The organism is Streptomyces daliensis, assembly GCF_054782395.1.
In genome coordinates this window covers 403,649-417,883 of sequence record NZ_BAAGSO010000118.1, presented here as the reverse complement: position 1 = coordinate 417,883, position 14,235 = coordinate 403,649, and the positions used below count along the sequence as shown (strand labels likewise).

Genomic DNA, 14,235 nt, shown 5'->3' with positions numbered 1-14,235 from the left:
CAACTCGGCCTTCGGCCGTCCCGTACGTGACACACAGCAACCCTACCAATATGAATAGAATTCCCGACTCAGAAGACTAGGGGGTGTCCTCGACGGGCCTGCGGCCCCAGGCCGAGATCATCGGTGAGGTGGCCAGATCGAGGCGCCCCGAGGCGACGTTGGCGAGATGCCGGTCGATCTCCTCGTCCGTGGCGAGGCCCGCTGCGGTGAGCTTGTCCCGTACCTGACGGACGGTCGCCGCTTCGAGCACGTCGCACGCGGGCGAGGTGACGGGGAAGTAGGCGTCGGCCTCGACGTCGGCGAGACCGGCCTCGCGCAGCAGGCGCGGCAGTCTGCGCCCGTAGGCGAGGTCGGCGCCGCGTCGGCGCAGCAGTTGACGGAAGCCGTCGCGCAGCCGGTTGGCCAGTTCCTGCTCGGGGCCGTACTCGTCGGGGCAGATCAGCGGTTGCAGCGCGGGGTCGGCGTCCTCGATCAGGAGCCGTCCGCCGGGGCGCAGCGCCCGGATCATGGCGCGCAGCGCGGCATCGCGGTCGGCGACGTGGACGAGGACGAGGCGGGCGTGGACGAGGTCGAAGGGCCCGGCCGGGGGCTCGTCGAGGGCGACGTCGTGGCGCAGTACCTCGAAGCCCTGGACCTCCTCGACGCCGGCGCCCCCTGTCCAGGTCACGTCGATGTCGGTGGCGAGCACCCGCCCGCGTGACCCGACGCGCCCGGCGAGCCACGCGGGGACGCTCGGGCCCCCGGCCCCGACCTCCCAGCACCGCCACCCCTCACCGGCTCCGAGCGTCTCGAAGTGCCGGAACGTCGAGGCGTCGAAGAGGGCGGACAGCGCGTCGAAGCGGGTGCCCGCCTCGGACTGCTGGTTGTCCAGGAGGTATCCCTCGTCCTGACCCATGGGGCGATCATGACATGGGGGCAGGGTCCGGGCGTCCGGGCGGGGCTGTGCGGGCTGCCTAGATGCCCTGCCAGGCGGGCTTCGCCGCGTAGGTGTCGCGGAAGTAGTCGGCGAGCTTGAGCCGGGAGGCGGCGGCCTCGTCGACGACGACCGTCGCGTGCGGGTGCAACTGCATCGCCGAGGCGGGCACCAGTGAGGAGAGCGGGCCCTCCACGGCGAGTGCCACCGCCTCCGCCTTGGCCTCGCCCGTGGCCAGGAGCACGAGGTGCCGCGCTTCGAGGATCGTGCCGATGCCCTGGGTGATGACGTGGTGGGGCACCTCGTCGAGACTGTCGAAGAAGCGCGCGTTGTCCTCGCGGGTCTGCCGCGTGAGTGTCTTGATCCGGGTACGGGACGCGAGCGAGGAGCAGGGTTCGTTGAAGCCTATGTGGCCGTCGGTGCCGATGCCGAGCAGCTGGAGATCGACGCCGCCCGCCTCGGTCAGTGCGCGGTCGTACGCGGCGCAGGCCGAGGCCACGTCCTCCGCTGTCCCGTCGGGTCCCATGAAGGACGCCTCGGTCAGACCGAGGGGGGCCACGACCTCGCGGAGGACGACGGAGCGGTAGGACTCCGGGTGCCCCTTGGGCAGGCCCACGTACTCGTCGAGCTGGCAGACGCGGGCGCGCGAGGCGTCCACCGTCGCGGCGCCGACCTTGGCGGACAGCGCTTTGTAGACCGGCAGGGGGGTCGAACCGGTGGCCACGCCGAGCAGCGCGTCGGGCTTGTGGTGCAGGAGGTCGGCGATCGCGTCGGCGATCAGCTCGCCACCCGCGACGGCGTCCGGAACGATCACAACTTCCACGCTGGTCCTGCCGATCTGGAGGAGGGGACTGAGGGGTAATGTGGTATAGACCAATTTAGCAGAGGTGTCCTCCTGACCGGCAGCCCCCTGTGGCGAACAGCGCGGGTCGGGTGGCGGTGCGGTGGGTGAAGCGCCAGGGGGCGGACCGTGAACCGTGAGGGTCCGGGACCGGGGCCGGGGGGCCGCCCCCGTGTCCGGGCGGGCGAGGGCACCTCTACGATGAGGGCGTGATCCAGTACGAGCAGGGCTTTGGCCACCAACGACCGTTGGTGGCCAAAGCCCTGCTCGTCCTCGCGCTGCTCGTCGGCCTCGTGGGCATGCACGGCATGGTGTCCGCGCCCCCGGCCTCCGCTTCCGCCTCCGCGACGGGGGCACATCACGCGGACCCGGCCCCGGACCCGGAGCCGGGCCACCACGCCATGGCCCCGGCAGCCACCATGACGGGCGGCGTCGCCGACCGGGGCGAGCGGGCGTGCCACGGGCAGGGCAAGGACGGCGGGCAGCACAGCGCGGCCCACGCCGACGACCTGTGCGCGGCGGCCGGTGTCTCCGGCTCCCCGACGCTTCCGGCGCTGGCGCCCTCGCCCCACCCGTCGCAGAGCCCGGCGTCCGAGGCGCTACAGCCTGCGCCGTACGAACCCGTGGGCGGCCGTGCGCCGCCCACCCTCGCGGAACTCCAACTCCTGCGGATCTAGAGCGACCCGCACGGCACCCGCGCGGTGCCGTGCTCCGGCATGTCGTGATCCGTATGCGAGAGACCAGTACCAGGAGTTCCCCATGACCGTTTCCCGATCCACGATCCGGCGCTCGGCCCTGGCCGCCGCCTCCGTCGCCGCCGCGCTCACCCTGTCCGCGTGCGGAGGCGGGGCCGGTGGCGAGGCCGACAGCGGCGCGCGCCACGACGGGCACGCCTCGGCCTCCGCTTCCCCCTCCGGAAAGGCGGAGGCGGGCACGCACAACAAGGCCGATGTCGCCTTCGCGGCCGAGATGATCCCGCACCACCGCCAGGCGGTGGAGATGTCCCGGCTCGCCGACTCCCGCGCCTCCTCCGGCGAGGTGAAGCGCCTCGCCACGAAGATCGAGAAGGCTCAGGGTCCCGAGATCGAGACCATGTCCGGCTGGCTCAAGGCGTGGGGCGAGAAGGTCCCCGAGGACATGTCGGGCTCCGGGCACGAGGGCATGGACCATGGCGACATGGGCCACGGCGAGGGCTCGGAGATGCCCGGGATGATGGATCAGAAGCAGATGGACGAGCTGGAGAAGTCCTCCGGTGAGGACTTCGACCGCCAGTTCCTGACGATGATGATCGGGCACCACGAGGGCGCCGTCGAGATGGCCCGTACGGAGAAGAAGAAGGGCGCGTACGAGCCCGCCACGTCACTCGCCGACGACGTCATCACCGCGCAGAACCGCGAGATCCGGCAGATGAGGGAGCTGCTGAAGAAGGGCTGACGCCCCTTCCCCTCCCCGCGGTCCCACTCGCGGTTCGCCGCGCGCCCTGACACCCCCGCACGGGGGCGCCGGGGCGCGCGGTGCCGTGGCCGCGACGTCGGGCCGCGACGGGACCGTAACCGCACCTGTTCCGTACCCCTGCCCGTACCGGGTCAGCGGCGGCGCGACCGCGTGTGGCGTGACCGCGAGCGGTCGAGCGCCGCGACACCCACGGCCGCCAGGGCGATCTGGATGAGCCATTCGATCCAGTCGACGCCCTTGGTGTCCGCCACGTCGAAGGCGGCGGCGATGCCGGTGCCGATGAGGGCGGCCACGATGCCGACGAGGATGGTCAGCAGTATCCCCACCCGCTGTCGGCCCGGAACGACGAGGCGTCCCAGGACACCGATGACGATGCCGATGACGAGTGCGCTGATGATGCCTGAGATCTCCATGGGATCTCCCCCTGCCGGGTCTCTGGGCTCTCCCTATACCTGTGCCCGGTCTGCCGCGACGCACTCTGGCGGGTTCCGGTGTCCGGCGCACACGACGGTGGGCCCCCGGAGCGTCCGGGGGCCCACCACTGGCGGGTTGTCCGCGCCGCGCCGCGCCGCGCCCGGCGGTCGTGCCGCGCCGGGGTGCGGGCGCGGGTGCCGGTGCGGCGTCACGCCGGAGTGTCCGTGCTACGCCGGGAGGTTCCGCTCCACGGCGGCCACGACCTCGGCGGCCTCGGGCTCGGTCTGCGGTGCGAAGCGCGCCGCCACCGTGCCGTCCGGGGCGATCAGGAACTTCTCGAAGTTCCAGCGGATGTCCCCGGTGTGGCCCTCCGCGTCCGCCGTGCCGGTCAGCTCGTCGTAGAGCGCGTGCCTGTCGTCGCCGTTGACGTCGACCTTCTCGGTCATGGGGAAGGTCACCCCGTACGTCGCCGAGCAGAACTCGGCGATCTCCTCGGAGCTGCCCGGTTCCTGGCCCATGAACTGGTTGCAGGGCACGCCGAGGACGGTGAAGCCCTGGTCCGCGTAGCGCTCGTGGAGCCGCTCCAGCCCGGCGTACTGCGGGGTGAGGCCGCACTTGGAGGCTACGTTGACGACCAGCACGGCCTTGCCCCGGTACTGGGCCAGGTCAGCGGGGCCTCCTTGCAATGCGCCGATCTGTACATCGTGAACAGTCATGGTCACGCAGCCTAGCCGCGCGCCCGCACGGGGCGGGGGACCGGGGGACGGGACGGGGGACGGGATGACGCACCCCGTGCCGTCGAGGTGCAGTCAGGTGTCGGATACCGCCCACGCGCGCGCGCTTCCAGACTCTCCGGTGTACCCCTTCGCGTCCGCACAGCGGACGGGGAGAGCAGCACAGGAGAAGGAGAAGCACCGTGGACCAGATCGTGCTGGGCGACGTCACCGTCACCCGCGTCAGGGAGTACGTCGGCCCCGTCGGGCTGACGACGCAGGACTTCTTCCCGAGCAGCGACGAACAGCTCTGGAAGGAGCACGACTCATGGCTCTCGCCCGCGTTCGTGTACCCGGACTCGGACGTGGTCAGGTCGGCGATACAGACCTGGGTCCTGCGCAGCGAGGGCAGGACCATCCTGGTGGACACGGGTGTCGGCAACGGCAAATTCCGGCCCTACGCGCCGGTGTGGAGCTACCTCGACACCGACTTCCTCGACAACCTCGCCGAGGCGGGCGTGCGCCCCGAGGACGTCGACCTCGTGGTGAACACCCACCTCCACGCCGACCACGTCGGCTGGAACACCCGGCTGCGGGACGGTGAATGGATGCCCACCTTCCCGAACGCCACCTACCTCGTCCCCAAGGCCGACTTCGACTTCTGGAACCCCGTCAACGCCCCCGTCTCGGGGCGCGGGCGCGGCAACCAGAACGTGTTCGAGGACTCGGTGGCACCCGTACACGCGGCGGGCCGGACGGAGCTGTGGGAGGGCGGTCACGACATCGACGCGCATCTGCGCCTGGAGCCCGCGCCCGGGCACACACCGGGGTCGTCCGTCCTCACGCTGGACTCGGGCGGCGACCGCGCGGTGTTCGTCGGGGACATGGTGCACAGCCCGCTCCAGATCGTGGCACCGGACCACAACAGTTGCTTCTGCGAAGACCCGCACGGTGCGCGCGCCACACGCCACCGTGTGCTGGGCAGGGCGGCCGAGGAGAACGCGCTGGTCTTCCCCGCGCACCTGGGAGGCCACGGCGCCACCGAGGTACGGCGCGACGGCGCCGGGTTCTCCCTCACCGGCTGGGCCCCCTTCACCAGCTTCTGAGCGAGAAAACGCGCGAGAACGAAAGAGAAGAAGAGAAGAGGCACGACACGATGACGCACGACGACACCGACCCGGTCGTCACGACCACCGGGGGACGCGTACGGGGACGGCGCGGCCCGCAGGCCGCCGTCTTCCTGGACATCCCCTACGCCGCACCCCCGGCCGGCCCCCTCCGGTTCGCCCCGCCCCGGCCGCACGCGCCGTGGTCCGGCATCCGCGACGCCACGGCACCCGGACCCACGGCGCCCCAGCCGCGCCGCGACGCGTTCGGCGCGCTGGACATGTCGCCGTACTTCGGCCCGGGGTGGGTCCAGGGCGAGGACCACCTCACCGTCAACGTGTGGACCCCGGACACCGGCGCCGGCGCCGACACACGAACCGCGCTCCCCGTGCTGGTCTTCGTGCACGGCGGCGGCTTCGTCGCTGGCTCGGCCCGGGCCGGGCTCTACGACGGCACCGGGTTCGCCCGCGACGGCGTCGTGCTGGTCACCCTCAACTACCGGCTCGGCGCCCCCGGTTTCCTCCACCTCCCCGACGCGCCGGACAACCGCGGCGTGCTCGACATCGTCGCCGCGCTGCGCTGGGTACGGGACAACATCGCGGGCTTCGGCGGCGACCCGGGCCGCGTGACCCTCGTCGGCCAGTCGGCGGGTGCCACCCTCGTGGGCGCGGTCCTCGCCGAGCCGGGGGCCGAGGGGCTGTTCGCGCGGGCCGCGATGCAGAGTGGCAGCGGACTGGGCGCGTTCACCACGGAGCAGGCAGAACGCGTCACGCACGCGCTGGGCCTGGCCCTCGCCCTGGACACGGCGCCGACGGCGAAGGGCCTCGCGGACGTTTCCGACGAACGCCTCGTCGCGGCCATGCCCCGGCTCTCGGGGCTCGACCTCACGACGGACACCGCGCTCGACCCGCTGGCCGGGCTGACCCCGTTCAGCGTCGTGCGCGACGAGCAGCCGGCGGAGGCCGTCGCGGCGGGGCGCGGCGCGGCCGTCGACCTGCTCCTCGGCACCAACTCGCAGGAGGGCAACCTGTATCTGGTGCCCGGCGGCCAACTCGCCGCGACCACGGAGGAGGAGCTGCGCGCGAGCGCGGCCCGCCTCCACCGCGCACCGGACGCGCTGCTGGCCGCCTACCGGGCGGCGCGCCCCGGCGCCACCCCCGGTGAGCTGCGCTCGGCCGTGCTGGGCGACGCCCTCTTCGGCGCGGGCACCTGGCGCATGGCGGATGCCCACGCGACCCGTGCGCACGAGGAGCGCGCGGCGGGACGGGACGGTGCCCGTACCCACCTCTACGAGTTCGGGTGGCGCTCGCCCGCGCTCGACGGCGGACTCGGCGCCGCGCACGCCGTGGAACTGCCGTTCGTCCTCGACCGCACGGACCTGCCGGAACTGCGGGGTGCGAGGGGCCTCCTGGGGTCCGACGCGCTGCCCGCCGGGCTCGCGGACCGCGTCCACGCCGCCTGGGTCGCCTTCGCGCGCACCGGCGACCCCGGCTGGGCCCCGTACGGGACGCGGGAGCGGACCACTCTGCGCATCACGGAGCGCTGGGAGACCGTCGACGACCCCCGCGCCGGGGAACGGGAGGCGTGGCGGTAGGTCCCCGCCGACCCGTTGCCCCCGCCGTCCCGCCGTCCCACCGTCCCGCCGCCCGTGTCCGGAGACCGGGCGGCAGCGGTGGGACTCCAGGGGAGTGGCTTCGACGCGGCACCGCCCGCGCAACAGGGCACCGCCCGGTAACGCGGCGTCGTCCGGCCCGTGTCGCGCGGTCGCGGGGCGGAGAGGAGGGCGCCGGGGGCGCCTCCCGGCGCAGAGCTTGGGGGAGGGCCGTGCCGACGGCTTCCGCTCCCGGAGACGAGGGGCGAGGCTCCGGGGCCGACAATGCCACACGCGCGCGTGCTTGCCAGGGCACGCGGCCCGGACGGAACGCCGCGGACACCCCTAACGCACCGCGTCGCCCACCGCGTCCCGCAACTGCGAGCGGGCGGTGACGCCGAGCTTCGGGAAGGCGCGGTAGAGGTGGGAGCCGACCGTGCGGGGCGAGAGGAAGAGCTTCTCGCCGACCTCACGGTTCGTCAGGCCGCGGGCCGCCAGCCGTACGATCTCCTGCTGCTGCGGGGTGAGCCGGGCCAGGCCGTCCGCCGCTGGACCGCTCACCGGCGCACCGGCCGCGCGCAGTTCGGCCCTGGCCCGCTCGGCCCACGGCTCGGCGCCCAGCCGCCGGAAGGTTTCGAGGGCCGAGGCCAGCAGAGACCGTGCCTCGGCGATACGGCGCTGTCGCCGCAGCCACTCCGCGTAGTCCAGCCTGGCCTGCGCACGCTCGAACGGCCAGTGCTCGACCGCGTCGTCGGCCAGCGCGGCCAGGAAGTGCGGCTCCGCCTCTCCGGCGTCGGCCAGCAGCGCGCGTGCCCTGCTCAGCAGCGCCGAGGCACGGGGCGAAGGGGCCGCGCCCAGCCACGGTGCCATCCGCTCCACGACGGCGCGGGCTTCCTCGCGGCGGTCCGCGCGGGCCGCCGTCGCCGCCAGTTCGGGCAGCACGGGAGGGGAGGCGTGGTAGTGGACGGGTTCGCCCGCACTGTCGAAGGCCGACCTGAAGCAGCCGTACGCCGCCTCGTGGTCCCCCTCCGCCATGGCCGCCAGGCCGAGGGCGCGCCACGCGGTGACGGCCACGGACCTGCTCTCCAGCGGATCGACGGCGGCCAGGGCGCGCGCGGCCCGCGCCCGTGCCCCCTCGGCGTCGCCGCGCACCGCGAGCACCGTGGCCTCCACGGCGGCGGCGCACCCCAGCGCGTGGTCGAGCCCGGCGGCGCCCGCGAGCAGGGCCATGTCCGAAGCGACGGTGAGGGCCTGGGCCCACCGGCCCCGCTCGAAGTACGCCCACCCCGCCGCGCCGCCGAGGCCGGGAGGCACGGGGCCGAAGGTCTGCCAGCGGTCGAAGGCGCCCTCGAACGTCGTGACGGCGAGCGGTGTCTCGTCGAGGAGCCACGCGACGATCGCGAGCACGGTCAGCCGCTCGGGGTCGCCCTCCGCACCGTCGATCAGCCCGGGCAGCGCGGGAACCAGCTCGGCGCGGCTGCCCACGGGATCGGTGAGCGCCCGAACCCATATCCGCGGCAGCACTTCTGACGGGTGGTCAGGCAGGGCAGGGGCGGGGAGGAGACCTGCGACCTGTGTGCGCTGGCTCTCCTCGCCCGAGTAGTAGCCCACGACGGCCGCGGTGGCGAGCGCCTCCAGCGCCAGGGGAGCGGCGTCCTCGCCCGCCTCGCGCGCGACACGTGCGAGGAAGGCGAAGGCAGGTGTGTGACGGTTCGTCAGCGCCAGCAGGCGCCCCGTCGCCAGCTCGGCCGCCGTGGCCAGCGCGGGGTCCTCCGTTGCCGCGCGGGCCCTGGCTGCCAGTTCGCCGACCCAGGAGAGCTGCCCTGTGAGGACCGCAGCGGCTGCGGCGTCCACCAAGAGGCGTGCCCGCGTCTCGCGGTCCGGACTCAGCTCGGCCGCGCGTTCCAGCGCGGCGGCGGCTGCCGCGTGGCCGCCGCGCCGCGCGGCCCTGTCGGCGGTGCGCCGCAGCGCGTCGGACACCTCCTGGTCGGGGTGGAGCGTGGCGGCGGCGAGGTGCCAGGCGCGCCGGTCGGGTTCCTCGCGCAGTCGCCCGGCGAGCGTCAGGTGGGCCTCGCGGCGGTCAGCGAAGGCCGCCGCGTGGTAGACGGCGGAGCGCATGAGCGGGTGGCGGAAGGCGACCGTACGTCCCGACTGCCGTACGAGACCGGCCTCCTGCGCGGGCACCCACGCCGGGTCGTCGGCCTCGGGCAGCCCGGCGGAGACCGTGGCGGCGGGGTCGGAGACATCGGCCGTCGCGAGGAGCAGCAGTGCGTCGCGGGTGGGCGCGGGAAGCGTGGCGGCCTGCCCCGCGAAGGCACGCTCCAGGCGCCCGGTGAGGGGCAGCGGCCCGTCCGCCGGGGCGTGGGTCGCGTGGGGTGCGTGGTCGCCCGCCGCCGCGCGGCCGGTGGCCGACATGGTGGCCGCGCGCGTCAGCTCGACGAGGGCCAGCGGGTTGCCCGCCGCCTCCTCCAGTATCCGCATCCTGGTGCGGCCCTCGGGCGGCGCGGGCTGCGCGTCGAGCAGCAGGTGCGCCGACTCGGCGTCGAGAGGGCCGAGTTCGTGCCGGTCGTGCTCCCTGTCGAACCCGGGCAGCGGCTCGCCCTCCCGCACGCCGACCAGCAGCGTCACGGGGTCGTCCGCCATACGGCGCGCGACGAACGCGAGCACGTCCAGCGAACCGTGGTCCAGCCAGTGCGCGTCGTCCACGACCACCAGCAGGGGCGCGGTGGCGGCGAGTTCGGAGAACAGGTCGAGGAGTGCGAGCGCGACGAGCGCGGTGGGGGGCGGCGGTGCGTCCTGTGGGGCGGGGGTTCCGGCCGCTGTGCCGGACTCGTCGCCGGGCGCGTTGCCGGGCCTGTCACCGGGCGGCATCGTGGCGTGGGGCGGGGTGAGGCCGAGGGCGGCGCGCAGCGCGGAGCGCTGCCGGGGCGGCAGCGACTCGACGGCGGGTCCGGACACCACAGGGCGCAGCAGCTGGTGGAGACCGGCGAAACCGAGGTGGCGCTCCGACGCGCTGCCCACGGTGCGCAGCACGCGCCGCCCGGCCTCCCGCGCCGCGCGCTCGGCCAGGCCGAGCAGCGTGCTCTTGCCCGAGCCGGGCGCACCGCTGACGAGCAGCACCTCGCTGAGGGGGCCGGGGGACGGCCCTTCGGCCGGGTCCGTGGCCACGAGCCGCGTCAGGAGCGCCGCCTCCGCTTCCCGGCCGACGACCGGCTCCGATGACGGCTCCGGTGACGGCCGCTCCTCGGGCCTGGCACCCGCGCCCGTCGGGCCCGTCCCGCCGTACTCCCGCTCTCCGGTACGTGCCCGCCCCGGTGCCGTCGCCCGGACACGGCGGCGCGTGCGCTGCGCGTGTGACGTCATCCCCGCGCTTCCTCGTCCCCCCGGCCGCCGTTGCCGTCGATGGCCGTCCCGTACAGGCGGCTCACCTTGAGGCGGATGACGACCCGGCGCTCGGCGGTCTGCTGGGCGAAGAAGGCGGCCTCGTCCTGCGGTGCGAGCGATTCGGGCAGCATGGCGAGCAGCTCGCGGCCGACCGCGTCGCCCGGTACGGCCGTGGGCTCCGAGAGTTCGGCGTCGCCCTCGGCCACGGCGAACGTCCAGTGGTCCTCGGTGGCGACGTGCAGGGAGGCGCGGGGGTTGTTCCGCAACTGCCGTACCTTGAGCCGGTCCTCCGTCGTGGAGAACCGCACGAGCCGCGCCGCGGGGTCCCAGGAGTAGAGCATCGTCGTCAGGTGCGGGTAGCCGTCGCGCCTGACGGTGGCGAGGGTGCCGAAGCGGTGGGCGCCGAGGAGCGCGGAGAGCGCGTCCTCGGTGAGGGGGCGCGGCGCGGGGCCGCCGCTCTCCTCGGCGTGCGTGTCGGTGGTCATACGAGCCCCAACCGCTTCGTCACGTGCCCCTATTCCGGTGCCCCGCGCCTGGCCGGTCGCCCGGCCCATCCCCTGGTCACCCCGGGTGTGGGGGCGCGGTGCCCTGGCGGCCCGAGCAGAGCCCGTTCTCCCAGGCCCAGGCGGCGACCTCGACGCGGTTACGGGCGGCGAGCTTGCGCTGCACATTGCCCATGTGGGTCTTCACCGTGGAGAGGGTGACGTACAGCTCGGCCGCCAGCTCCTCGTTCGTACGGCCCCGGGCGACGAGGCGTACCACGTCCAGCTCGCGCTCCGTCAGCGGCTCGGCCGGGAAGTCGGGCGACGCGGACGGCGCGGACGAGTCCGGGGCTGGAGCCGGAGCCGGGGAGCGGGGCGGCGCGAGGGGGCCGCGCCCGCCGGGATCCGAGGTCATGTGGGCGAGGAGCCGCACGGTGACGGACGGCGAGATCAGCGAGTTGCCCGCCGCCGCGGCACGCACGGCCTCGGCGAGCAGCGCGGGCGACCCGTCCTTGAGGAGGAAGCCGCACGCTCCGTTGCGCAGCGCGCGGTACACGTACTCGTCGAGGTCGAAGGTGGTGGCGATGAGGACGTTCAGCGGGTCCTCCACGCCGGGCCCCGCCAGCAGCCGCGTCGCCTCCAGGCCGTCCAGCTCCGGCATCCGGATGTCCAGCAGACAGACATCGGGCCGCAGCCGGTGCGCCAGCTCGACGGCCGCCGCTCCGTCGGGGGCCTCCGCGACGACCTCCATGTCGGGCTGCGAACCGAGGATCATGCGGAACGCGGACCTGACCATCTCCTGGTCGTCCGCGATGAGCAGCCGGATCGTCATACCGTCATGATCCCAGAGAGCCCGGGGGGCCAGGACAGGGCGGTGCCCGCCCGGGCACGCTAACGCTTGCAGGCGTCGATCTGCTCCCGGTCGGTCCGTCCGATGGCCACCTTGGTGCCCGGTTCGAACCCCGCCTGACGGGGGCAGCCCAGCGGCTCCCAGGCCCTGCGCAGCTCCGGAGCCCGCGCGGCCTGCACCGCGCCCCTCACCTGGGCCAGCCAGGCGTCCCTGGCGAGCGGCGTGTGCGGGCTCAGCAGCGGATCGAGCACGAACTCGCCGTCGGCGCAGTCCAGTACGGGGGCCACATGGTGGCCCCACTTCTCGGGCGGGTGCAGGATGCCGCTGTCCGCGACCACCCACAGCTTGGCCAGCCGGGCCCGCGACACGTCGGGGAACTGCCCGTCGACCGCCTCGCACACGGCGTGCGCCAGATACTCGCAGCCGTCCCCCAGCGCCCTGGCGGGCACCGTGATGTGGGCGGCCACATGGGTCCACACCGCCTGCCGCTGTTCCGGTGTGAGCGGGGGGACCGGTGGGGCGGCGAGCTGTGCCCTGCGCGCCGTGACGGTGGCCGAGAGGTCGGTGACCACACCGGGGAACGTGCCGAGCCAGCCGAGCACGCTGTCCGCCGCCAGGACGCTGGTGATCCAGGTGACGGGGGTGAGGAGTTCGAGCGCGTCGCGCCGGAACTCCAGCCCGCTCTGGTCCTCGGTCTCGCCGCCCACCCCGTCGTCGCGTTCGTCGAGCGCGGCGAAGACCTCGTCGATATCGAGCGCGGCGATCTCCGCCTCCGTCAGCACCGGCGGCCCGTCCCCGTCCCCGTCCCCGCCGCCGTCTCCGTACCCCTCCGCTTCCTCGTATCCTTCGGGCTCCTCTTCGCCCGAGCTTCCGGAACGGACCTTCCGGCGCTTGGCGTCGGTGCCGCCCTCGTAGCGCTCTTCGTCGCTCTCGTAGCCCTCGTGGTCCCGGTCCCGATCCCTCTCGGACGCGGAACGCTTCCGCTCACCGCTCATGGCCTGTCCCCCTGTCCTGCCCGTTTCCCGTCCGCTGACGGCCGCCCCCTGTGCCCGGCCCGTCAGGCTAGGACCGTCGACGACACGCGTCGACCACGACCGGGGCGGGTGGGGCGGATGGGCTCGCGAGTGCGCTCGGGGCCGCGCCGGGGCGGTCCGCCGTACGTGGCGGGCGCGGTGCGGGCGCCCGGTGCGCGCCGGCCGGAGTACGGGCCGTGACCGGGCGCTTCGCCCGGCGCCTCGCGCCTCGGCCGCTGCCACGTGGCCCGCCGCCATCCGCCCCGCGTGTCCCGGCACCGTGGCGGACACCCGCGCGGACGCGGGAGGGGAGGCGCTGGGCCGGGCTCGGCAGCGGGCGGCGGTACCCCTGGCCGAGCGGCGCCGCGCACGGGGGAGCGGGGCGGGGGCACCCGCACGCCGCCCGACCGGGGCCCTGGCCCGCTCCCCGGCCGCCCGTCCCGTACGCGAGGCCGACCGCACCCCGGCCCAGCGCCCCATCCGGCTCCCGTGTCCCGCGCCCGTCGGGCCGCTAGGCCCTGTCTGACAATTCCCGCCTGGCCCGCGACCCCCGGCACGCACATCCGCTGCGTTGTCGAACCGACCGAGCAGCCCACTGCGAGGACGGCGCCAATTGTCAGACAGGGCCTAGCCTGACGGCATGCCCGAGACCTCACCGGTCGCGCGCTTCTACGACCAGCTCGCGGACGACTACCACCTCGTCTACGCCGACTGGGACGCGGGCATGGCCCGGCAGGGTGCGGCCCTCGACGCGATGATCCGCGCCGAGTTGGGCCCGGACAGTGTCCCGGTGCTGGACTGCTCGTGCGGTATCGGCACCCAGGCGATCGGGCTCGGCCTGCGCGGCCACCGTGTCACGGGCACCGACCTCAGCGTCGCCGCCGTCACCCGTGCGGTGCGGGAGGCGGCCCTGCGAGGCGTCGGTCTGACCGGCGCCGCCGCGGCCGACATGCGGCGGCTGCCCTTCTCCGACGGGCGGTTCGACGTCGTCGTGTGCGCGGACAACTCCCTGCCCCATCTGCTCAGCGCGCCGGACGTGCGCGCAGCGCTGGCCGAGATGCGGCGGGTCCTGCGCGACGGGGGACTGCTGCTGCTCAGCACCCGCCCGTACGACGAGATCCTGCGCACCCGGCCCACCTCGGCCCCGCCGCAGGTGTCCACGCCGCGCACGGAGTCCGACGGGCGGACCGGGCGGACCATCACGTTCCAGTTGTGGCACTGGCACGAGGACGGCGAGCGCTACGACCTGGAGCACTTCCAGCTCGTACCCGACGGGCCCGACGTACTCAACGGCGGGGAGTGGCGCGTGCGCGTGCGACGGGCCACGTACTGGGCCCTCACCCAGCGCCAGTTGACCGGCTTCGCCGCCGACGCGGGCTTCACCGACCTGGTGTGGCGGACCCCCGGGAGCAGCGGCTTCTTCCAGCCCGTCCTCACCGCTCGGGCTCGGGCTCTGGCCGCCTGAGCCGTCC

13 protein-coding genes are annotated in these 14,235 nt (G+C 74.4%); 5 read left to right on the top strand and 8 right to left on the bottom strand.

Going from position 1 to position 14,235, the window contains the following annotated elements:
- Nucleotides 1-76 precede the first annotated feature (76 nt).
- Nucleotides 77-895, bottom strand: a complete 819-nt coding sequence (locus ACYVOO_RS33445) for a methyltransferase domain-containing protein (protein WP_461019461.1) — start codon at nucleotides 893-895, stop codon at nucleotides 77-79.
- Nucleotides 896-953: 58 nt separating this feature from the next.
- A complete protein-coding gene (locus ACYVOO_RS33440) occupies nucleotides 954-1,736 on the bottom strand; it encodes a glucosamine-6-phosphate deaminase (protein ID WP_461019460.1) in 783 nt (260 codons plus the stop codon).
- Between the two features lie 227 nt (nucleotides 1,737-1,963).
- On the opposite strand from ACYVOO_RS33440, the gene ACYVOO_RS33435 reads away from it, so the two are divergent.
- Nucleotides 1,964-2,431 (top strand): DUF6153 family protein, encoded by a 468-nt coding sequence (locus ACYVOO_RS33435; RefSeq protein WP_461019459.1) that lies wholly within the window; start codon nucleotides 1,964-1,966, stop codon nucleotides 2,429-2,431.
- Nucleotides 2,432-2,513: 82 nt separating this feature from the next.
- Nucleotides 2,514-3,188 (top strand): DUF305 domain-containing protein, encoded by a 675-nt coding sequence (locus ACYVOO_RS33430; protein ID WP_461019458.1) that lies wholly within the window; start codon nucleotides 2,514-2,516, stop codon nucleotides 3,186-3,188.
- A 152-nt stretch (nucleotides 3,189-3,340) separates the two neighbouring features.
- On the opposite strand, the gene ACYVOO_RS33425 is transcribed toward ACYVOO_RS33430, so the two are convergent.
- Together ACYVOO_RS33425 and ACYVOO_RS33420 are read right to left on the bottom strand one after the other, a co-directional pair.
- Complete coding sequence (locus tag ACYVOO_RS33425) at nucleotides 3,341-3,622, bottom strand: GlsB/YeaQ/YmgE family stress response membrane protein (RefSeq protein WP_461019457.1); 282 nt, start codon at nucleotides 3,620-3,622, stop codon at nucleotides 3,341-3,343.
- Between the two features lie 228 nt (nucleotides 3,623-3,850).
- Entirely contained in the window at nucleotides 3,851-4,339 is a 489-nt protein-coding gene (locus ACYVOO_RS33420; RefSeq protein WP_461019456.1) for a glutathione peroxidase, read from the bottom strand.
- Nucleotides 4,340-4,539: 200 nt separating this feature from the next.
- Between ACYVOO_RS33420 and ACYVOO_RS33415 the strand changes: the two genes are divergently transcribed.
- Both ACYVOO_RS33415 and ACYVOO_RS33410 read left to right on the top strand, forming a co-directional pair.
- A complete protein-coding gene (locus ACYVOO_RS33415) occupies nucleotides 4,540-5,442 on the top strand; it encodes an MBL fold metallo-hydrolase (protein ID WP_461019455.1) in 903 nt (300 codons plus the stop codon).
- A 50-nt stretch (nucleotides 5,443-5,492) separates the two neighbouring features.
- Nucleotides 5,493-7,037 (top strand): carboxylesterase/lipase family protein, encoded by a 1,545-nt coding sequence (locus tag ACYVOO_RS33410; protein ID WP_461019454.1) that lies wholly within the window; start codon nucleotides 5,493-5,495, stop codon nucleotides 7,035-7,037.
- A gap of 342 nt (nucleotides 7,038-7,379) precedes the next feature.
- Here ACYVOO_RS33410 and ACYVOO_RS33405 read toward each other — a convergent pair whose 3' ends face one another.
- The 4 genes from ACYVOO_RS33405 to ACYVOO_RS33390 form a co-directional block, all read right to left on the bottom strand.
- Nucleotides 7,380-10,397 carry an AAA family ATPase gene (locus ACYVOO_RS33405; RefSeq protein ID WP_461019453.1) on the bottom strand — a complete coding sequence of 1,006 codons (3,018 nt, stop codon included), beginning with the start codon at nucleotides 10,395-10,397 and terminating at the stop codon, nucleotides 7,380-7,382.
- Nucleotides 10,394-10,903 (bottom strand): pyridoxamine 5'-phosphate oxidase family protein, encoded by a 510-nt coding sequence (locus ACYVOO_RS33400; protein ID WP_461019452.1) that lies wholly within the window; start codon nucleotides 10,901-10,903, stop codon nucleotides 10,394-10,396. Before ACYVOO_RS33400 ends, ACYVOO_RS33405 begins: the two co-directional genes overlap by 4 nt.
- A gap of 76 nt (nucleotides 10,904-10,979) precedes the next feature.
- Nucleotides 10,980-11,732 (bottom strand): response regulator, encoded by a 753-nt coding sequence (locus ACYVOO_RS33395; RefSeq protein WP_461019451.1) that lies wholly within the window; start codon nucleotides 11,730-11,732, stop codon nucleotides 10,980-10,982.
- 59 nt (nucleotides 11,733-11,791) lie between these two features.
- Entirely contained in the window at nucleotides 11,792-12,745 is a 954-nt protein-coding gene (locus ACYVOO_RS33390) for a protein-glutamine glutaminase family protein (protein WP_461019450.1), read from the bottom strand.
- 658 nt (nucleotides 12,746-13,403) lie between these two features.
- Here ACYVOO_RS33390 and ACYVOO_RS33385 point away from each other — a divergent pair.
- Nucleotides 13,404-14,228: a class I SAM-dependent methyltransferase gene (locus ACYVOO_RS33385; RefSeq protein WP_461019449.1), complete on the top strand. Its 825-nt coding sequence runs from the start codon at nucleotides 13,404-13,406 to the stop codon at nucleotides 14,226-14,228.
- Nucleotides 14,229-14,235 lie beyond the last annotated feature (7 nt).

Excerpts from the sequence above, each read along its gene's own strand:
- ACYVOO_RS33430 (WP_461019458.1), top strand. The coding sequence starts at position 2,514 with ATGACCGTTTCCCGATCCACGATCCGGCGCTCGGCCCTGGCCGCCGCC.
- ACYVOO_RS33420 (WP_461019456.1), bottom strand. The coding sequence starts at position 4,339 with ATGACTGTTCACGATGTACAGATCGGCGCATTGCAAGGAGGCCCCGCT.
- ACYVOO_RS33395 (WP_461019451.1), bottom strand. The coding sequence starts at position 11,732 with ATGACGATCCGGCTGCTCATCGCGGACGACCAGGAGATGGTCAGGTCC.
- ACYVOO_RS33405 (WP_461019453.1), bottom strand. The coding sequence starts at position 10,397 with ATGACGTCACACGCGCAGCGCACGCGCCGCCGTGTCCGGGCGACGGCA.
- ACYVOO_RS33425 (WP_461019457.1), bottom strand. The coding sequence starts at position 3,622 with ATGGAGATCTCAGGCATCATCAGCGCACTCGTCATCGGCATCGTCATC.
- ACYVOO_RS33390 (WP_461019450.1), bottom strand. The coding sequence starts at position 12,745 with ATGAGCGGTGAGCGGAAGCGTTCCGCGTCCGAGAGGGATCGGGACCGG.
- ACYVOO_RS33385 (WP_461019449.1), top strand. The coding sequence starts at position 13,404 with ATGCCCGAGACCTCACCGGTCGCGCGCTTCTACGACCAGCTCGCGGAC.
- ACYVOO_RS33410 (WP_461019454.1), top strand. The coding sequence starts at position 5,493 with ATGACGCACGACGACACCGACCCGGTCGTCACGACCACCGGGGGACGC.
- ACYVOO_RS33445 (WP_461019461.1), bottom strand. The coding sequence starts at position 895 with ATGGGTCAGGACGAGGGATACCTCCTGGACAACCAGCAGTCCGAGGCG.
- ACYVOO_RS33400 (WP_461019452.1), bottom strand. The coding sequence starts at position 10,903 with ATGACCACCGACACGCACGCCGAGGAGAGCGGCGGCCCCGCGCCGCGC.